The 19467-nt window shown below is 30.3% G+C and carries 18 protein-coding genes; 14 read left to right on the top strand and 4 right to left on the bottom strand.

The window, feature by feature from the left end; genetic code table 11:
• Positions 1–13: 13 nt before the first annotated feature.
• The gene (locus DIS07_RS09360; protein ID WP_109404968.1) at positions 14–1729 is read left to right on the top strand and encodes a phospho-sugar mutase; all 1716 of its coding nucleotides are present in this window, start codon (positions 14–16) and stop codon (positions 1727–1729) included.
• Positions 1729–3558 (top strand): ABC transporter ATP-binding protein, encoded by a 1830-nt coding sequence (locus DIS07_RS09365; protein ID WP_109404969.1) that lies wholly within the window; start codon positions 1729–1731, stop codon positions 3556–3558. Before DIS07_RS09360 ends, DIS07_RS09365 begins: the two co-directional genes overlap by 1 nt.
• Here DIS07_RS09365 and DIS07_RS09370 read toward each other — a convergent pair.
• Entirely contained in the window at positions 3550–4962 is a 1413-nt protein-coding gene (locus DIS07_RS09370) for a CCA tRNA nucleotidyltransferase (protein WP_109404970.1), read from the bottom strand. The genes DIS07_RS09365 and DIS07_RS09370 overlap by 9 nt on opposite strands.
• 67 nt (positions 4963–5029) lie before the next feature.
• On the opposite strand from DIS07_RS09370, the gene DIS07_RS09375 reads away from it, so the two are divergent.
• Entirely contained in the window at positions 5030–5884 is an 855-nt protein-coding gene (locus DIS07_RS09375) for an alpha-1,2-fucosyltransferase (protein WP_235869117.1), read from the top strand.
• Complete coding sequence (locus DIS07_RS09380) at positions 5881–6624, top strand: glycosyltransferase family 25 protein (RefSeq protein WP_109404972.1); 744 nt, start codon at positions 5881–5883, stop codon at positions 6622–6624. The genes DIS07_RS09375 and DIS07_RS09380 overlap by 4 nt, the downstream gene beginning before the upstream one ends.
• Position 6625: 1 nt before the next feature.
• Here the strand turns inward: DIS07_RS09380 and DIS07_RS09385 are convergent, their stop codons facing one another.
• Together DIS07_RS09385 and DIS07_RS09390 are read right to left on the bottom strand one after the other, a co-directional pair.
• The gene (locus DIS07_RS09385; RefSeq protein WP_109404973.1) at positions 6626–7381 is read right to left on the bottom strand and encodes a glycosyltransferase family 2 protein; all 756 of its coding nucleotides are present in this window, start codon (positions 7379–7381) and stop codon (positions 6626–6628) included.
• A gap of 8 nt (positions 7382–7389) precedes the next feature.
• Entirely contained in the window at positions 7390–8205 is an 816-nt protein-coding gene (locus tag DIS07_RS09390) for a 2,3,4,5-tetrahydropyridine-2,6-dicarboxylate N-succinyltransferase (protein WP_109404974.1), read from the bottom strand.
• A 211-nt stretch (positions 8206–8416) separates the two neighbouring features.
• On the opposite strand from DIS07_RS09390, the gene ruvX reads away from it, so the two are divergent.
• The 5 genes from ruvX (at position 8417) to DIS07_RS09415 (ending at position 12220) form a co-directional block, all read left to right on the top strand.
• A complete protein-coding gene (ruvX, locus tag DIS07_RS09395; RefSeq protein ID WP_109404975.1) occupies positions 8417–8830 on the top strand; it encodes a Holliday junction resolvase RuvX in 414 nt (137 codons plus the stop codon).
• Positions 8831–8905: 75 nt separating this feature from the next.
• The gene (gene def, locus DIS07_RS09400; RefSeq protein ID WP_109404976.1) at positions 8906–9496 is read left to right on the top strand and encodes a peptide deformylase; all 591 of its coding nucleotides are present in this window, start codon (positions 8906–8908) and stop codon (positions 9494–9496) included.
• A gap of 45 nt (positions 9497–9541) precedes the next feature.
• Positions 9542–9964 carry a DUF5606 family protein gene (locus tag DIS07_RS09405; RefSeq protein ID WP_109404977.1) on the top strand — a complete coding sequence of 141 codons (423 nt, stop codon included), beginning with the start codon at positions 9542–9544 and terminating at the stop codon, positions 9962–9964.
• Complete coding sequence (gene mazG / locus DIS07_RS09410) at positions 9964–10743, top strand: nucleoside triphosphate pyrophosphohydrolase (RefSeq protein WP_109404978.1); 780 nt, start codon at positions 9964–9966, stop codon at positions 10741–10743. The genes DIS07_RS09405 and mazG overlap by 1 nt, the downstream gene beginning before the upstream one ends.
• 118 nt (positions 10744–10861) lie before the next feature.
• Positions 10862–12220: a hypothetical protein gene (locus tag DIS07_RS09415; protein ID WP_109404979.1), complete on the top strand. Its 1359-nt coding sequence runs from the start codon at positions 10862–10864 to the stop codon at positions 12218–12220.
• Positions 12221–12267: 47 nt separating this feature from the next.
• Here DIS07_RS09415 and lon read toward each other — a convergent pair whose 3' ends face one another.
• On the bottom strand, positions 12268–14742 hold the full coding sequence (lon, locus tag DIS07_RS09420; protein WP_109404980.1) for an endopeptidase La: 2475 nt from the start codon (positions 14740–14742) through the stop codon (positions 12268–12270).
• 275 nt (positions 14743–15017) lie between these two features.
• Here lon and DIS07_RS09425 point away from each other — a divergent pair, with 275 nt between their 5' ends.
• The 5 genes from DIS07_RS09425 to DIS07_RS09445 all read left to right on the top strand — a co-directional run bounded on the left by DIS07_RS09425 (position 15018) and on the right by DIS07_RS09445 (position 19434).
• Entirely contained in the window at positions 15018–16133 is a 1116-nt protein-coding gene (locus DIS07_RS09425; RefSeq protein ID WP_146190722.1) for a DUF7151 family protein, read from the top strand.
• 395 nt (positions 16134–16528) lie between these two features.
• On the top strand, positions 16529–17095 hold the full coding sequence (locus tag DIS07_RS09430; RefSeq protein ID WP_181374577.1) for an RNA polymerase sigma factor: 567 nt from the start codon (positions 16529–16531) through the stop codon (positions 17093–17095).
• Positions 17085–17609 (top strand): hypothetical protein, encoded by a 525-nt coding sequence (locus DIS07_RS09435; RefSeq protein ID WP_109404982.1) that lies wholly within the window; start codon positions 17085–17087, stop codon positions 17607–17609. The genes DIS07_RS09430 and DIS07_RS09435 overlap by 11 nt, the downstream gene beginning before the upstream one ends.
• Complete coding sequence (locus DIS07_RS09440) at positions 17593–18672, top strand: hypothetical protein (RefSeq protein ID WP_109404983.1); 1080 nt, start codon at positions 17593–17595, stop codon at positions 18670–18672. Before DIS07_RS09435 ends, DIS07_RS09440 begins: the two co-directional genes overlap by 17 nt.
• A 24-nt stretch (positions 18673–18696) precedes the next feature.
• Positions 18697–19434 carry a head GIN domain-containing protein gene (locus tag DIS07_RS09445; RefSeq protein WP_109404984.1) on the top strand — a complete coding sequence of 246 codons (738 nt, stop codon included), beginning with the start codon at positions 18697–18699 and terminating at the stop codon, positions 19432–19434.
• The last annotated feature ends 33 nt before the right edge of the window (positions 19435–19467 follow it).

Genomic DNA, 19467 nt, shown 5'->3' on the forward strand with positions numbered 1-19467 from the left:
CAATTTTAACCAAATGACTAATATCTTAGACAAAGCAAAACAATGGTTAACAGCTACTTTTGATGCTGATACCCAAACTGAAATTCAAAACCTTATTAATAATAATCCTGATGATTTAGCTGACAGATTCTATAAAGACATGGAATTTGGTACTGGTGGAATGCGAGGAATTATGGGAGCAGGAACTAACAGAATTAACAAATACACATTAGGAAGAGCAACTCAAGGTTTATCTAATTATTTGATTAAAAATGTAAAAAAAGAACAATTAAAAGTTGTTATTGCATACGATTGTAGACACAACAGTCAAAAATTTGCAAAAGTAGTTGCTGATGTTTTATCTGCAAACAATATAAAAGTATTTCTTTTTGAAGATTTACGTCCAACACCAGAATTATCTTTTGCAGTTCGTCATTTAGGATGTGATGCAGGTATTGTTTTAACTGCCTCTCATAACCCACCAGAATACAATGGTTATAAAGTATACTGGGCAGATGGAGGACAAATAGTACCTCCACATGATAGCGGAATTATTGGAAATGTAAATAAATTAGATTTTTCTGAAATTAAGTTTGACGCCAATGAAGATTTAATTGAAACAATAGGTGCTGTAGTTGATGATGCTTTTGTTGAAGCTTCTGTAAAAAACGGTTCTTTATCTGATGATATAGACCGTAAAAATTTAAAAATTGTTTTTACTTCTCTACACGGAACCTCTATTGTTTCTGTTCCTGATGCCTTAAAAAAAGCAGGTTATGATGATGTTCATATAGTTGAAGAACAAAGAAAACCTGATGGAGATTTTCCAACTGTAAAATCTCCAAACCCTGAAGAACCAGAAGCATTAGAAATGGCAACTAATTTAGCTAATAAAATAGGAGCTGATATTGTAATAGGTACTGACCCAGATTGTGATAGATTAGGTGTAGCAGTTAGAGATACTGATGGGAATATGAAATTAATGAATGGTAACCAAACTATGGTTGTCATGACTGATTTTGCCATTCAAAAATGGAAAAATGAAGGAAAAATAAATGGTAAACAGTTTGTTGGGACTACAATAGTTTCTACAGAATTAGTTAACGATGTTGCTGCAAGTTATAATGTAGCTACAAAAGTTGGTTTAACTGGTTTCAAATGGATTGCCAAAATGGTAAGAGATTTTACGGATCTTCAATTCATTGGTGGTGGTGAAGAAAGTTTTGGTTATATGGTTGGTGATTTTGTACGTGATAAAGATGCAGTTACTGCTACTCTATTAGCCTGTGAAGTTGCGGCTTTCGCAAAACAAAACGGAAGTTCTTTTTATGAAGAGTTATTAAAAATTTATGTAAACAATAAATTCTATAAAGAACACTTAATTTCAATCACTAAAAAAGGAATGGATGGTGCTGCTGAAATTCAGCAAATGTTGAGTGATATGCGTAACAACCCAATCACAGAAATTGATGGAGAAAAGATAGAAACTCTTTCTGATTATAATGCATCCACTAGAAAGAATTTAATTACAGGTGAGGTTTCAGAAATTGACATGCCAAAATCTAACGTTTTAATTTATCAAACAGCATCTGGAACAAGAATTGCTGCAAGACCAAGTGGAACGGAACCAAAAATAAAATTTTATTTTAGTGTTAATACTCCTTTAGACAAAACTGAAAATGCTGAAAAGGTAGAAGCAGAATTGGATGCAAAAATTCAAAGAATTATCAAAGAGATGAAGTTGAGTTAATGAATCACTTTAAAGACATTTTAAAATACGAGAAAAAGTATAGAAAATTTACCTTATTAAACATTCTATTCAATATTTTCTATGCTATTTTTAATGTTTTATCGGTTTTAGCTTTTATACCAGTTTTAGGAATTCTTTTTGGTACTGATAAACAAGTTACTGTAAAACCAACTTATAATGGTATAACCCAAATAGGAAGCTTTCTTAAAGAAAGCTTCTATCATTTTATATCTAATAAAATAGAAAATGACGGACAAATAAATACCTTATTCTTTATTTGCATGTTAGCACTTTCTTTATTTTTTTTTAAGAATTTTTTTAGATATTTAGCTTCTTATGTCATTACTTTTTTACGAACTGGAATTGTAAAAGATTTACGTGACAAACTCTACAATAAGATTGTAGAACTGCCAATTTCTTATTTCACTGAAAAAAGAAAAGGAGATATTATTGCAAGAATGACTTCTGATGTTCAAGAAGTTGAAATTTCTATATTAACATCAATAGAAACCATTGTTAGAGAACCACTTACCGTTATTATTGCTATAGCAATTATGCTTTTTATGAGTGTAAAATTAACTTTGTTTGTATTTATTTTATTACCAGTTTCTGGGTTTATCATTTCATCCATTAGCAAAAAACTAAAAGCAAACTCTATAAAGGCACAAAAAGAAACGGGAACTTTTTTGTCTTTTATTGAAGAAACTTTAGGAGGTCTAAGAGTAATAAAAGGGTTTAATTCAGAAAGAATTATCGAAAAGAAATTCAATGATTCTACTTCTATTTTTAGACGTTTAATGACTAGCGTTTTTCACAGACAAACTTTAGCCTCTCCAATGAGTGAGTTTTTAGGCTCTGCAACAATAATTGCTATACTATGGTATGGAGGAACAGAAGTTTTATCGAACACTAGTTCTTTGCAACCTGATGAATTTATGGGATATATTGTATTGTTTTACACCGTTTTAAATCCGATAAAATTAATTACAACATCCTACTATAATATCCAAAAAGGAGAAGCCTCTGCAGAACGAATTATGCAAGTTTTAAATACTGAAAACAGTATTAAAGACATAGGAGATGCAATTGTTAAACATAATTTTGAAAATGAAATCGAGTTTAAAAACATTTCTTTTAAATACAAAAAAGAGTACGTTTTAAAAGACTTTTCTTTAACCATTAAAAAAGGGGAAACTGTTGCTTTAGTTGGGCAGTCAGGTAGTGGAAAATCTACTTTAGCAAACCTAATTACTCGTTTTTATGATGTAAATAAGGGTGAAGTTTTGATTGATGGAGAGAATATCAAAAACATCACAAAAAAATCATTAAGAGATTTAATGGGAATTGTTACTCAGGATTCTATTTTGTTTAATGATACTATTGCGAACAACATTAAATTAGGAACTCCAAAGGCTTCAGAAACTGCACTTTTAGAAGCTGCAGAAATTGCAAATGCTTATGAGTTTATAAAAGATTTACCAGAACAATTCAACACTAATATTGGAGATAGTGGAAACTCTCTTTCTGGTGGTCAAAAACAACGTTTGTCTATTGCTAGAGCCGTTTTAAAGAATCCTCCAATAATGATTTTAGATGAAGCCACTTCTGCTTTAGATACAGAATCTGAACAATTGGTGCAAATTGCATTAGAAAAAATGATGCAAAACAGAACTTCTTTAGTCATTGCACATAGATTATCTACCATTCAAAAAGCTGACAAAATTGTGGTGATGAAAAAAGGTAAAATTGTAGAACAAGGAAAACACGAAGAACTACTTGCCAAAAAAGAAGAATACTTTAAATTGGTAACAATGCAGAGTTTAGGCTAAACTTAATCCTAACTCCTGTCCTTTTTTAATCATAAAGTTATACGAAGCTTCTTTTTCATTTGGAATCTCACCATCTAAAATTGCATTCTTTATAGCTTCTTTAATTTGACCAATTTCTCTACAAGGTTTTAAATTAAAAGCTTTCATAATTTCTTCACCTGAAACTGGTGGTTGAAAATTACGAACTCTATCTCGTTCCTCTACCTCCTTAATTTTTAAACGAACTAATTCAAAATTTTTATGATAACGTTTAAATTTCTTTTGGTTTTTAGTAGTAATATCTGCTTCACAAAGCGTCATTAAAGAATTGATGTCATTACCTGCGTCAAAAACCAAACGTCTAACAGCAGAATCTGTAACTTCACTTGCCAAAACAATTGGTCTAGAACTTAGTAATACCATTTTCTGAACAAACTTCATTTTGTTATTTAAAGGCATTTTTAACCTCTTAAATAATTTATACACCATTTTCGAACCCACAAATTCGTGAGCGTGAAATGTCCAACCTATTTTTTTACTAAATTTTTTAGTAGGAGCCTTTCCAATATCATGCAATAGAGCAGCCCAACGTAACCATACATCATTCGTATTTTCAGAAATGTTATCAACTACTTCTAAAGTATGATAAAAATTATCTTTGTGCTTCTGCCCTTCAACCTCCTCTACTCCTTTTAATGCTATTAATTCAGGCAATATTTGTTTTAAAAGATTTGTTTTTTCAAGCAATAAAAAACCTATAGAAGGTTTTGGAGAGGATAAAATTTTATTTAACTCATCAACAATTCTTTCACGGGTAATAATTTTTAATCTATGAGAATTTTTGATAATGGACTCTAAAGACTCTTTTTCAATTATAAAATTCAATTGCGTCGCAAAACGAATAGCACGCATCATTCTTAAAGGATCATCAGAATAGGTGATATCTGGATTTAAAGGTGTTCTAATGATTTTATTTTCCAAATCTTTAATTCCATTAAATGGGTCTAATAATTCTCCAAAATTTGCTTCATTTAAACTTAAGGCTAAGGCATTAATAGTTAAATCTCTTCGGTTTTGGTCATCTTGTAAAGTGCCTTCACAAACATTTGGGTTTCTACTATCTTCAGAATACGATTCTTTCCTTGCTCCAACAAACTCAATTTCGACATCTTTAAAACGTAACATAGCCGTTCCATAAGTTTTAAACACCTGCACTTTAGGTTTGGTTGGTAACAACTCAGATACTTTTAGAGCTAAATCTATTCCGCTTCCAATAGCTACAACATCTATGTCTTTAGCATTGCCTCTTTTTAAGAAAAAATCGCGCACAAACCCGCCAATTACATAACTCTCAATTTGTAATTGTTTTGATGCTCTAGATATTACACTAAATATTTCTGACGAAATTGCTTCTGTATACTTCATATTTTTAAAAGTGACGCAAATTTATCGTTTTCTATTCTTTTTAACATCAAATTGATAAAAGAAAATTGTGATAACATTCGTACTTTTGTTTTTAGCAAAAACGCTGCAGGTAATTTTCATGGTTGTTGTTAGAATTCTTGGTGGACTTGGAAATCAGATGTTTCAATATGCTTATGCACGCTCTTTATCTTTAAAAGGGTATGATGTAAAATTGGATATTTCTAAATTTAAAACCTACAAATTACATGGTGGTTATCAATTAAATAAATTTAATATTAAATTAAAAAAAGCTGACCCTTTAGCTGTTTTATATGGTAAAATTGGATTAAAATCAAATATAAAAGAGAAAAGTTTACTTTTTAATGGAGATTTTAAATCTTTAAAAGGAAATGAATATGTTAAAGGATATTTTCAAACAGAAAAATATTTTAACAAAATTAGAGAAACACTTTTAAATGATTTTGTTATTAATCAGAAATTATCCATAAATACACAGAAAATGGAACAGCAAATTTTATCTACCAAAAACAGCTGCTCCTTACATATAAGAAGAGGGGATTATATATCTGATGAAAAAGCCAATAAAATTCATGGCACCTGTAATTTAGATTACTATCATAAAGCGATTGAAATTATCAATAAAAAATATACCAATACTACTTTTTATATTTTTTCTGATGATATTTCTTGGACAAAGAAAAATTTAAAAACAGAAAAAATTGTTTTTGTTGATGTAAAATCTATTCCTCATGAAGATATGTATTTGATGAGTTTATGCAATCATAACATTACTGCAAACAGTAGTTTTTCTTGGTGGGGGGCATGGTTAAATACCAATAAAAATAAAATTGTAATCGCACCAAGAAACTGGTTTATAGAAAAAGAAAATGAGGTTGCATGTGAAAACTGGATTAAACTATGATTTCATATAAATTCTACTACATAAACCTTGATAAAAGTAAAGATCGTAGAGATTTTATGGAAAAACAATTCAATGAATTGAACATTCCCATAACAAGAATTTCTGCAGTTTATGGTAAAGACTTAGACAGGGTTTTTATAAAAAAAGAAAAGAAAAAACATAATATTTTAGCGCACTTTCCTTTTCCTAATGATGGTGAAATTGGAATCTGTTTAACTCATTTTAAGTTGTGGGAATTTTTATCTAAGCAACCAGAAGATTTTTCTATTGTTTTAGAAGATGATGCTTTGATTCAAAATAATTTAATCAAAGATTTAGAGCGTATTCTAAAGAAAGTAACAATAGATACTTTTGTAGATATATCAGGAAAAAAAGGGTTTTACTCTTTAGAAAAAAACGAACTAATAAATAAATATTTAATACCTCCTGTATTAATGATTGGTCAAATTATAGGTAAAAATGCTGCAAAAAAACTTTACGAAAACTTAAGCAATTATTATGCTCCAATTGATGTAATGAAGCAAGATATTTACAAGCACAGAGTTGCATTATATTCTACTAATAAATCATATGTTGTCAGTATTGACAAAAAAATCGGAGGCAGTACCATCCAACAAAATAACATGATTGTTTGGAAAAAAATAATTAGAGAAATTATTCGTCCTTTTTGGCAATTAATAGCACTTGTTACGTATAAACTTCAAAGATGTGTTAAAAACTATTTGTTTTATAAAAAATAAATCAGTTTTTAATTCCTTTATTATAAAGCCACAACTTAATATACCTTACATAAACTCCATACGCTTGTGTTTTGGCAAAAATATACCCTGGAAATCCATCTAAAAAACCTAACCTTATAAAATAATGAATAAAAAACCTCGCTGGTGGTTTTACCAATATATGAAATAAGTTTACTTTTTTCCCTACTTCATGGTATTGCTTACCTCTTAAAGTTCCATAATGATTCATTTTAGACATGTAATGATCATAGTCTTTATAAGAAAAATGCTCTATTTTGTGCTTAAAAAACCCTAGTTTTCCTTTTGTTTCAATAGTTTCATGAACAGGGCTTCCGTTGTATTTACAGAATTCTTTTAAAAATAAACGAACAACTTTATCTCTTTGGCAACCCCCATAATATAATCGCTTTCCACAAAAATAAAATGTTCTTCTCACGTAAAATCCAACAAAATCTTTGGGATTTTTAACGACTTCTAAAATTTCTTTCTTTACTTCTGATGTAACTCTTTCATCAGCATCCAAAACGTAGATCCAATCATATTTAGCTTGGTCTATAGCATAGTTTTTTTGAGAAGAAAAATCATCAAACTCACGTTTGATGATTTTTACTTGGTACTTTTCAGCAATTGAAACAGTTTTATCTGTACTATGTGAATCTATAACAATAATTTCATCCGCAAAACTTACTGATTCAATAGCATCAGCAATATGAATTTCTTCATTTAAAGTTGGTATTATTGCGGTAATCTTAGTCATAGAATATTTTAAACGGCTACATCATATTCACGTAAAGCGTCGTTTAAAGATGTTTTTTTGTTGGTACTCTCTTTTCTTTTTCCAATAATTAATGCACAAGGTACATTATACTCTCCTGCTGCAAACTTCTTAGTATAACTTCCTGGAATAACTACAGATCTAGCAGGAACAACTCCTTTTGTTTCAACTGGTTCATCACCTGTTACATCAATAATTTTAGTACTCATCGTTAACACTACATTTGCTCCTAAAACAGCTTCTTTTTCAACTCTTACACCTTCTACAACGATACATCTTGAACCAATAAATGCTCCATCTTCAATAATTACAGGTGCAGCTTGTAATGGTTCTAATACACCACCTATTCCAACTCCACCGGAAAGATGTACATTTTTTCCTATTTGAGCACAAGACCCTACTGTTGCCCAAGTATCTACCATAGTTCCCTCATCAACATGAGCTCCAATATTTACATAACTTGGCATTAAAATAGTTCCCGGAGAAATATATGCTCCATGCCTTGCAACTGCATTAGGTACAACTCTAATTCCTCTTTCTGCAAAGTTCTTTTTTAAAGGTATTTTATCGTGGTATTCAAAAATACCAGCTTCTAAAGTTTCCATTTTTTGAATTGGGAAATATAAAACCACCGCTTTTTTAACCCATTCATTAACTTGCCAACCATCTGCAACAGGTTCTGCAACTCTAAGTTCTCCTTTATCTAATAAATCAACAACTTTTCTAATAGTATTAATTGTTTTCTCTTCTGTTAACAACTCACGGTTATCCCAAGCTGACTCTATGATTTGTCTAATTTCTTTCATTGTAAAGTTTAATTTCAGCAAATATAAATTTATCTATAAAACTGAAAGCGAATATACATTTTTTAAACATATTACCTATCCTTGTTTAAATTCAAAAATCACATCATTTTAGTATTCTTTAAACAAAATACGAACTAACAGATATGCGATATTAAAGTTAATGTTTTAATATTAAAATTTAACCTTTACTTTTGCAGTAAAAACATCTAATTTGGGAAGAATTTTAGCCATAGACTTTGGAAAAAAAAGAACAGGAATTGCTGTTACAGATGAACTTCAAATTATTGCATCTGGGCTAACAACGGTTAGTACAGAAGTTTTAATCCCTTTTTTAAAAGAATATATTTCTAAAGAAAAAGTTGAACTTTTTTTAATTGGCAAACCCAAGCAAATGGACAACTCTGATAGTGAAAGTGAAGCTTTAATCGTTGCTTTTTTAAAGAAACTGCAAAAAGAAATTGCGAATATCCCTATTCAAAGAGTAGATGAACGATTTACTTCTAAAATGGCTTTTCAAACAATGATTGATAGTGGTTTAAAGCGTAAGCAAAGAAGAAATAAAGGTTTAATTGATGAAATTAGTGCAACTATAATCTTACAATCTTATTTATATAATCAATCATAGCTTCAAAAATTTCATTATTTAAAATTCGTATTTAGTCATTCTAAATTGTACTTTTGCAGCGTTAAATATAATATAATGATATTACCAATTGTAGCTTACGGAGATCCTGTTTTAAGAAAAGTTGGCGTAAAAATAGACAGAGATTACCCAAACTTAAAAGAGTTAATTTCCAATATGAAAGAGACCATGTACAATGCGTCTGGTGTTGGTTTAGCTGCACCTCAGATTGGTAAAGCTATTCGTTTGTTTATTATTGATGCTTCTCCTTTTGCAGATGATGAAGATTTAACAGATGAAGATAAAGCAAGATTAAAAGACTTTAATAAGGTATTTATAAATGCTCAAATTCTTGAAGAAGAAGGAGAAGAATGGGTTTTTAATGAAGGGTGTTTAAGTATTCCAGATGTTCGAGAAGATGTTTTTCGTCAGCCTAAAATTACTATAGAATATCAAGATGAAGATTTTAACACACATACAGAAGTATTAGATGGTTTAGCCGCAAGAGTTTTTCAACACGAATACGATCATATAGAAGGTATTTTATTTACAGATAAACTCTCTACGCTTAAAAAAAGATTAATCAAGAAAAAATTAGAAAATATTTCTAAGGGAAAAATTAGAGCAGACTATAGAATGCGTTTCCCAAATGCAAAAAAAGGTAAATAAAAATATTATAAGACTGCGACTAGCAAGGTCTAAATAAAAGTACATATGGAATTTAGTAAAATTATTGCCGTTAGTGGTAAACCAGGATTATTTCAAGTTATCTCTCAATCTAAAAATGCAATTATCGCAGAATCTTTAGTAGATAAAAAACGCTTAGCAATTAATGCAGCTCAAAATGTAAGCCTATTAGAAAATATAGCGATTTACACTTACGAAGAAGATGTGCCTTTACAAGATATTTTTACTTCTATTTATGAAAAAACGGAAGGTAAAGAAGCACTTTCTCACAAAGAAAGTGGCAAAAAGTTAGAAGCCTTTTTTTTAGAAGTATTACCTAATTATGATGACGAAAGAGTATACACTTCTAACATTAAAAAAGTAATTCAGTGGTACAATATTTTAGTGAAATCTGGTTTGGATTTTTCTAAAAAAGAAGATACCTCAGAAAAAACAGAAGCTAAAGCTTAATGAACTCTAGAAAAGACCAGTTAGCTGCATTTAATAGATTACTAAATATCATGGATGACTTAAGGGAAAAATGCCCTTGGGATAAAAAGCAAACTTTAGAAAGCTTACGTCATCTTACCATCGAGGAAACCTACGAGCTTGCTGATGCTATTTTAGACAACGACTTACCAGAAATTAAAAAAGAATTAGGCGATGTGTTGCTACACATCGTTTTTTATGCAAAAATTGGTAGTGAAAAAAATGCGTTTGACATTGCTGATGTTGCCAATTCAATTTGTGACAAACTAATTGACAGACATCCTCATATTTATGGTGACGTTAATGTTGATAATGAAAATGATGTAAAACGCAACTGGGAATATCTAAAATTAAAAGAAGGAAAAAAATCTGTTTTAGAAGGTGTTCCTAAAAGTTTGCCCGCAGTTATAAAAGCCAATAGAATTCAAGATAAAGTAGCTGGTGTTGGTTTTGACTGGGAAAAACCAGAACAAGTTTGGGAAAAAGTACAAGAAGAACTCAATGAACTCAATGAAGAAATTAAAAAAAGGAATCAACAAAATATAGAAAAAGAATTTGGAGATGTACTTTTTTCTATGATTAACTACGCGCGTTTTATTGGTGTAAACCCCGAAAATGCTTTAGAAAAAACCAATAAAAAATTTATTAGTCGTTTTCAATTTTTAGAAGAAGCTGCTAAAAAAGAAGACAAAAAACTTTCGGAAATGTCTTTAATTGAAATGGACGTTTACTGGGAAAAATCAAAAGAATTTTTCAAGTAATTTAAATAAATATTTTTTTTAAATTCACTGAATATTATTAAGGGTTATTAAAAATCTGATAATACACACACTTCAATTATATATTTTTTAACTTTGTTAGAAACTATCAAGTAACACTATGAAAAAAATTACATTATTCTTATTTATTACAATAACAGCATTTCAATTTACAAAAGCTCAAAACAATAACGTAGAAAGTGCTTTTAAAAGTGCTTTTGATGAAGACAATGTTTTTAATGCCAATATAGGGCTTACTAATATTGATGGGCAGAATTATTTTGGAATGAGAATTCAACCTGAGTTCTCTTTTGGAAAATTTGGGCTTGGACTTGACATCCCACTACTTTTTGATATTGAAAATGGACAGATTAGAAAAGAGGAATTTAATCATGGTGCTGGGATACTTAGAATGATTCGTTTTTTTAGATATGGAGATAAAAATACGGATCCAATCTACGTTAAAGTTGGAGATTTATCTGGAGAACGTTTAGGTTTTGGTTCTTTAATTGGTAATTATACCAATGCAACTTCTTTTGAGCGTAGAAAAGTTGGTATAAGTGCTTCGATACTTATCAAAAAAATAGCTGGTTTAGAAATAATCTATAGTGATTTAAATTTTGATGGATCGTCTAAAATGTTAGGCTTAAGACCATTTGTAAAACCTTTTGGTAGAACTGAAATTCCTATTATTAAAACAATTGAAATTGGTGCAAGTTTTGTGTCTGACAATGATGATTATCAAGAAGAAGGAGCACAACAAATAACTACAAAATATAGCAGTGACGGAGTTAAAGCAATGAGTTTTGATTTGGGTTTAAGCTTGGTGCGAACAAACTTACTAAATTTAAGGCTAGATGCACAGTATAGTAAATTATCTAAAAATAATTTATTAGCCGCTGATAATCCTACAGCTAATTATGGTGCAGGAAACGGATTTGCAATTGGGTTAGAAACCGATTTTAGATTTATTGCAAATACAGTACTTCTTAATGCTAGAATAGAAAGACAATGGTATGGTGATAATTACATTGCCCAATTTTTTAATTTTGCTTACGAAATTAATAAAGATGCCAGAATAAGAGAATTATTGACTGCAACTAAATCACAAGGTATATTTGGTACATTAAGTGCAGAAATATTAAAAACTATAAAAATTGGAGGTTCTCTATTATTACCTGACAACATTGATAGTAATGACCCTAACAGTAGAGGAGCTATTGTTGGATTGGATTTAGAAACAAAACAAATCGGTAAGTTTAAAGCTAGAGGTACCTACGTTAAAGCTGGGTTAAACGATTTGGGTGATGCTTTTACTCTAGACAATAGATCTTTAGCAAACATCATTGTAACTTATAAAATGGGTAGATTTATGGAAGCTGGTGTAGATTACCAATGGACTTTTGCTGCAGATGAAAACGGAAATTTCCTTGCAAGAAATCAAGTAAGACCTTATTTTGGAATTAGTGTAGATTTTTAAATAATTTAAAAACAGCATAAAAAAAGTCTCCAAAATGGAGACTTTTTTTATGCTTCTAATTTCTTAGCATTCTTAACTTTTTGTTTTGTAAGGGCAATATCAATTACTTGTTTCATATCCGTTACATAATGAAACTTTAAACCCTTTAGATAACTTTCTTTAATATCTAGAATATCTTTTCTATTATCTTCACACAGCATAATTTCTTTAATATTCGCCCTTTTAGCCGCTAAAATCTTTTCTTTAATTCCTCCAACAGGTAATACTTTTCCTCTTAAAGTAATTTCACCAGTCATGGCTATTTTATTTTTCACTTTACGTTGTGTAAAAGAAGAAACTAAAGAAGTTAACATGGTAATTCCTGCACTTGGTCCATCTTTGGGAGTAGCTCCTTCTGGAACATGAATGTGCACATCATATTTTTCTAAAATTTCAGGTTTAATTCCAAATTCTTCAGCATTCGATTTGATGAATTTCATGGCAATCTCTGCAGATTCTTTCATTACATTACCTAAATTACCTGTAATAGATAGGTTTCCTTTTCCTTTAGATAAAATAGATTCGATAAATAAAATATCGCCACCAACTCTAGTCCATGCTAAACCTGTAACTACACCAGCAACTCCATTGTTTTCATATTTATCTCTATTTCTTGGAGTCCCTAGGATTTCTTCTACTTTTTCTGAAGTTAATGCGATTTCATATTCTTCTTCTAAAGCGATTGATTTTGCTGCAAAACGCACTACTTTGGCAATTTGCTTTTCTAATCCTCTTACTCCAGATTCTCTTGTATACCCTTCAACAATTTGCTCTATTTGTTTTTTACCTAACTTTAAATCTTTGGTAGTTAAACCATGTTCTTTTAATTGTTTTGGTAACAAATGTCTTTTGGCAATTTCTATTTTTTCTTCAATCGTATAACCCGTTACATTAATAATTTCCATTCTATCACGTAAAGCCCAAGGAATTTGTCCTAGGTTGTTAGCTGTAGCAATAAAAAGTACTTTTGATAAATCGTAACCAACTTCTAAATAATTGTCATAAAACGCTGTATTTTGCTCAGGATCTAATACTTCTAACATTGCAGAAGATGGATCACCTTGATGACTTTGTCCTAGTTTGTCAATTTCATCCAAAACAAACACAGGATTCGAAGTTTCTGCTTTTTTTAAGTTTTGAATTAAACGCCCTGGCATTGCACCAATATATGTTTTTCTATGTCCTCTTATTTCTGCTTCATCTCTTAAACCACCTAAAGACATTCTTACATATTTTCGTCCTAAAGATTCTGCAACAGATTTTCCTAAAGAAGTTTTACCAACTCCAGGAGGACCATATAAACAGATAATTGGCGATTTCATATCGTTTCTCAACTTTAAAACGGCCAAATGTTCTATAATACGTTCTTTCACTTTTTCTAAACCAAAGTGATCTCTATCCAACACTTTCTGCGCATTTTTTAGGTCAAATTTATCTTCAGAATAAATCCCCCAAGGCAATTCTAACAACAGTTCTAAATAGCTTCTTTGAACACCATATTCTGCCATTTGAGGATTCATACGTTTTAAACGTCCTAATTCTTTCTCAAATGTTTCTGCAACCTCCTTTGTCCACTTTTTGGTTTTGGCTTTTTTACGCATCTCCTCTAACTCTTGGTCGTTAGAAGCGCCACCCAATTCTTCTTGAATAGTTTTTAATTGTTGATGCAAATAGTATTCACGCTGCTGCTGATCTAAATCTTCTCGTGTTTTAGACTGAATATCATTACGTAATTTTAATTTTTGTAATTCTTTATTAAGGTTTTTTAGTGTTAATAAAGCACGTTCTTTTAGATTGTCTTTTTCTAAAACAACTTGTTTTTGAGTAACACTTAGATCCATGTTAGAAGAAATAAAGTTTACCAAAAAAGAATTTGACTGAATGTTCTTAATCGCAAAAGAGGCTTCAGAAGGCAACATAGGGTTTTCTTTAATTACCTCTAACGCTTGTTCTTTAATCGAATCAATAATAGCATCAAACTCTTTAATATCATCTATATGTTTATCTTCAAACGCTTCTTTTACAGTAGCTTTTAAATATGGTTTATCTTGTATAATGTTATCAATTTCAAAACGTTTTTTTCCTTGAATGATAACAGTTGTATTACCGTCAGGCATTTTTAAAACACGTAGAATTTGTGCAACAACTCCTGTTGTATGAATATCTTTTAAACCTGGTTCTTCAACTTCTTCGTTTTTCTGCGCTACAACACCTAAAATTTTATCACCATTATTCGCATCTTTTATTAGTTGGATAGATTTATCTCTCCCTGCAGTTATGGGAATTACCACACCAGGAAACAAAACCGTGTTTCTTAGCGGTAAAATAGGTAATACTTCTGGTACGCTTTCTTTGTTGATGATTTCTTCATCTTCTGGCGTCATTAACGGAATTAACTCCGAATCTTCATTTAACATACTATGAAGCGACAAATTGTCTATATGCATTACTTTTGGTTTACTCATGAATTGTATATCTGTCATACTGACATCGATTTTCGAATCTTAAAAAATCTATTTCAGTGTTGATTTTTTATTTTACTGATAATCAATTAATTACATTTATCAATTGAATTATATACACTAATAAGACAATTGTTGTGCCAAAGGAGAAATAGGTGTTTTTACCAGTTGATTTTTTTATGCAAAAAAACTAACTTCGCTAACTCTGGATATAACGAATTAAAACTCAGAATATCCGAAACGAGTTGGCATTCATTGGTAAAAATGTAGAAAGCACTAAAACTGAAAATAAAAAAATGAAAAACATACTTTTAGGATTAACAATTATATTATTTGCGGGATGTGAAGGAAAGCCTGGAGCAATTGGCGAAACTGGAGCAACTGGTCTTAATAGTCTAGTGAATATTACAAATCAACTACCAAATGAGAACTGTGAAAATGGCGGAATAAAGATTGATGTTGGTATTGATAATAATGTAAATGGAACATTAGATAGTAATGAAATACTGAACACAAGTTATGTATGTAATGGTGTTGATGGCAATACGAGTCTCACATCAGTAACAACAGAAGCAGCAGGTAATAATTGTGATAATGGAGGTGTAAAAATTGATTCTGGAATAGATGCTAACAAAAACGGAGTCCTTGATAACAACGAAATTACTGCTACTGCATATATATGCAATGGTATAGACGGTATCAATAGTCTTACTAAAATTACTAACGAAGCAGCCGGAGTCAACTGTGAAACTGGAGGTGTAAAAATTGATTCTGGAGTAGATACAAATGGAAATGGAATTTTAGAAGATTCAGAAATAGTAGCGACTGCTTATGCTTGTAATGGCCTTGATGGTAATATTAGTTTGGTGAATGTTACAGATGAAATAGCTGGAGAAAATTGTGAAAATGGGGGTGTCAAAATCGAATCGGGGATTGATAATAATGGAAATGGTTCCCTTGATAAAGATGAAGTAACAGTTACAAGATTTATATGTAATGGCTTAGATGGTGGTTTTGATGAACAAATACGGCTTTCAATTTTTAGTGGCGATAGTGGTTTTGCTACAAAAGGACCTCCAATAATATGGAAAGAATTCATTGATTTTGATAAACGTAATTATATTGGTGTAGATTCCATAGTATTTATACCAAGACTCAAAGCAGATAGATCGAATAACGCAGTTACTGTTGAATTGTATGACCTAACCAATGACCGAGTTATTAATAATACTAAAATTTCCACAAATAGTACTGAAATTGTCACTATCAAATCTCCTAATATTTTCAGCGATTTACCAGAGGAAAAAATAAATTTAGGTATTCAAATATCATCGGAAAATTTTGTTTGTGAAAGTTGCTTCACTGGTTTTTTTACTGGCCCAACTTATCTAATGCTATATCGAAGTAATTAAGTTTATTGGAATTTAGCAAGTTACGGAATTACTCTTTCTGTCGGAATTGAAAAATTAGTGAAATAAAATCCTGAATTAACTCACTCAAAATCTGAATTGATAAATCGGATTTTAATTGCAAATTTGAACTAAAAAACAACGAAATACTAAACTTAAGACGTGTGTAAAAAATTGCTTATTTTTAGGTTAATCAAAAGTTTATGCTTTTCTAAAGTTCTTCTATTTTCCTTCGGAAAATAGCCGTACTTTTAAAAAGTAACTTTTCATACATAAAAAAGTTAGCGAATTCAATAAAAAACTACATAATTCTCAACTCCCAATAAAAAAAGTTACTTTTATTTCTATAAACTGTCACAAATTGTAAACAGATTTGTCTATACTATAGAAACGTTTTATTGGAAGCTAATCAACCACATATAACCAACCTTATAGAACGCTGCAAAAAGTCGGATAAAAATGCGCAGTTAGACCTATACAAAGCTTATTACAAAGCCATGTATAACACTGCTTACCGTATTTTAAAAGATGGTTTTGAAGCCGAAGACATTATGCAAGAAGCGTTCTTAACGGTTTTTACAAAAATGAGTACCTATAAAGGAGAAGTTACTTTTGGAGCTTGGTTAAAAAGAATAGTTATCAATAAAAGTTTAACACAATTAAAGAAAAACAACCGTTACAATGAAGTTAAAATGGAAGTGATTCCTAATGAAGAAATAATAGAAGAAACGATAGATTATTCTGGTTTAAAAGCTAATAGAGTATTAGCATGTTTGCAAAATTTAAAAGACAATTATAGAATGGTTTTAAACCTACATCTCATAGAAGGTTATGATTACGAGGAAATTGCAGAAATTTTAGATTACACTAACGAAAATGTAAGAACCACAGTATCTAGAGCAAAAAAGAAATTAAAGCAAGTTTTACTTGCAAAAAATATACAAACACAAGCATATGGAAGATAAATTACATCAATTTTTTTCTGAAAACGAATTCGATTTTCAAGAACCACTTTCTGGGCATTTAGAACGATTTGAGCGCAAATTGAATCAACCTAAACAAAGTGCAAAAACTTCATGGAAATGGCTATCTGTGGCGGCATCTATTGTTTTAATCTTCGGATTTTGGTTAGGCAGCAATCATCAGAAAAAACAGATTCAATTAGCAGACATTTCGCCAAAAATGCAAGAAGTACAAACCTACTTTGTATCTACGATTAATCAAGAATTAAAAACCTTAGAGAAAAATAGAAATTTAGATACCGAAACTATCATCGAAAATGCTTTAGACCAATTAGAAGAATTAGAAGATGAGTACACTTATTTTGTAAAAGAATTGACTAAAAACGGAAAGCAAAGAAAAATTATAAACATGATGATTAAAAATTATCAGCAACGTTTAGACATTTTAGAAAACACCTTAAAACAAATTGAACAAATAAAAAACCCTAACCTTTTAAACAATGAAGTCTATATATAAAATTACATTGGTATTGCTATTACTACCTTTAATAGCTAGTGCAAATCCTATTAAAAAGAAGCACGAAAAAAATAGAGTAATTAAAAAAGAATTTTCTGTAAATGCTGATGCAAAAGTTGCATTAAATAATAGATACGGAAATCTAAATATTACTACTTGGAACAAAAATAAAGTTGAAATTGAAGTTACTATTACTGTAAAAGGAAATGATTTGGATGCCGTAGAAGATAGATTATCTAGCATAGATGTAATGTTTAACGCTACAAAATCGCTTGTAGAAGCAGAAACCATTTTCGAAAAGAATAAAAGTAGTTGGTCTTGGTGGAAAAAAAGCAGAAATATCAATTACAAAATTAATTACGTTGTAAAAATGCCAAAATCAAATGCTGTAGATTTAGACAACGATTACGGAAATATCTATTTAGGTGATTTGGATGGGAAAGCAGATATTAATTGCGATTATGGTAAAATTTCTGTTGGAGATTTAACGGCTTCTAATAATAACATCAACCTAGATTACTGTTCTACTTCATCTATTGCCTTTATGAAAAGTGGAAGTTTAAATGTTGATTATTCTAAAATTACCATCGATAAAACTGAAAGTGTAAAAGTAAATGCTGATTACTCTGGTGTAAAACTAGGAGAAGTTCAAAATGTTGATTTTAATGCTGATTATGGTTCTATTTCTATTGATGCTGCTGATAATGTTCAAGGAAATTCTGATTATGCATCCATGCGTTTTGGAACTATCAAAAAAAACCTAAATATAGATACCGATTATGGTTCTTTAAGCGTTAAAAATTTAGCCAGAGGTTTTCAAAGTGTTGATATTGATGGGCAATATGCCGGTATAAGAATAGGGATAGATCCAAATGCAGTTTTTAATTTTGAAATCGACTTACAATATGCTGGTTTTAGCAGAAACAATGATAAAATGGAATTTTTTAAAAGCATTTCTAAATCTACTAAAAAATATTACCAAGGAAAATATGGAAAAGGAAATACCAATTCTAAAATTAGAATTAAATCGCAATATGGCGGTGTAAGTATCAAAGAAAACTAAAATTCATCAACTAAAATACAAATCATGAATAAAAAAATACTTTTAACAAGCTTAATTATATCCTTAACATTTGCAGTAAATGCTCAAGATTGGTGGGGGAATAGTAAAAAAATTAAAGGTAACGGAAATGTAGTTACTGTTAGTAGATCAACATCAGATTACAATGAAATTTCTGTTGGAGGTTCTTTCGATGTAATCTTAGTAAAAGGAAAAGAAGGAAAACTAAAAATTGAAGGAGAAGAAAACATTATTCCTTATATAGAAACTGAAGTTTCTTCTGGCGGCACTTTAAAAATTAAATACAAAAAAAACACTAACATTAGAACTACTAGAAGATTAACCGTAACGGTACCTTTTAAAGATATTGAAGGGGTTAGCCTTGGTGGTTCTGGAAAAATAACCAGTAATACATTGATAAAAACTGATAGGTTTAGCACTAATTTAGGTGGATCAGGAGATATTACCTTAAAAGTTGATGCAGATAATGTTAAAGCTTCTATTGGTGGTTCTGGAAATATTAACTTAGAAGGGCGCTCCAATGAATTTACTTGTTCGATAGCTGGGTCTGGTAGTATTAGAGCTTATGAACTAAAAACTGATGAAATTAACGTAAAAGTAGCTGGTTCTGGTAGCGTAAAAACAACAGTAAAATCTAAAATTAAAGCAAAATTAGTGGGTTCTGGAAGTGTTTACTACAAAGGAAACCCAACTCACATCGATAGCAAGTCTGTTGGTTCTGGCGATATTATTGATAGAAATTAAAAAAATTGGATTACTAAATTATTAGATATATAG

Source organism: Polaribacter aquimarinus (assembly GCF_003129485.1).
Classification (GTDB): Bacteria; Bacteroidota; Bacteroidia; order Flavobacteriales; family Flavobacteriaceae; genus Polaribacter; species Polaribacter aquimarinus.

Excerpts from the sequence above, each read along its gene's own strand:
- DIS07_RS09360 (WP_109404968.1), top strand. The coding sequence starts at position 14 with ATGACTAATATCTTAGACAAAGCAAAACAATGGTTAACAGCTACTTTT.
- DIS07_RS09365 (WP_109404969.1), top strand. The coding sequence starts at position 1,729 with ATGAATCACTTTAAAGACATTTTAAAATACGAGAAAAAGTATAGAAAA.
- DIS07_RS09370 (WP_109404970.1), bottom strand. The coding sequence starts at position 4,962 with ATGAAGTATACAGAAGCAATTTCGTCAGAAATATTTAGTGTAATATCT.
- DIS07_RS09380 (WP_109404972.1), top strand. The coding sequence starts at position 5,881 with ATGATTTCATATAAATTCTACTACATAAACCTTGATAAAAGTAAAGAT.
- DIS07_RS09385 (WP_109404973.1), bottom strand. The coding sequence starts at position 7,381 with ATGACTAAGATTACCGCAATAATACCAACTTTAAATGAAGAAATTCAT.
- DIS07_RS09390 (WP_109404974.1), bottom strand. The coding sequence starts at position 8,205 with ATGAAAGAAATTAGACAAATCATAGAGTCAGCTTGGGATAACCGTGAG.
- def (WP_109404976.1), top strand. The coding sequence starts at position 8,906 with ATGATATTACCAATTGTAGCTTACGGAGATCCTGTTTTAAGAAAAGTT.
- DIS07_RS09405 (WP_109404977.1), top strand. The coding sequence starts at position 9,542 with ATGGAATTTAGTAAAATTATTGCCGTTAGTGGTAAACCAGGATTATTT.
- mazG (WP_109404978.1), top strand. The coding sequence starts at position 9,964 with ATGAACTCTAGAAAAGACCAGTTAGCTGCATTTAATAGATTACTAAAT.
- DIS07_RS09415 (WP_109404979.1), top strand. The coding sequence starts at position 10,862 with ATGAAAAAAATTACATTATTCTTATTTATTACAATAACAGCATTTCAA.
- lon (WP_109404980.1), bottom strand. The coding sequence starts at position 14,742 with ATGACAGATATACAATTCATGAGTAAACCAAAAGTAATGCATATAGAC.
- DIS07_RS09425 (WP_146190722.1), top strand. The coding sequence starts at position 15,018 with ATGAAAAACATACTTTTAGGATTAACAATTATATTATTTGCGGGATGT.
- DIS07_RS09435 (WP_109404982.1), top strand. The coding sequence starts at position 17,085 with ATGGAAGATAAATTACATCAATTTTTTTCTGAAAACGAATTCGATTTT.
- DIS07_RS09440 (WP_109404983.1), top strand. The coding sequence starts at position 17,593 with ATGAAGTCTATATATAAAATTACATTGGTATTGCTATTACTACCTTTA.
- DIS07_RS09445 (WP_109404984.1), top strand. The coding sequence starts at position 18,697 with ATGAATAAAAAAATACTTTTAACAAGCTTAATTATATCCTTAACATTT.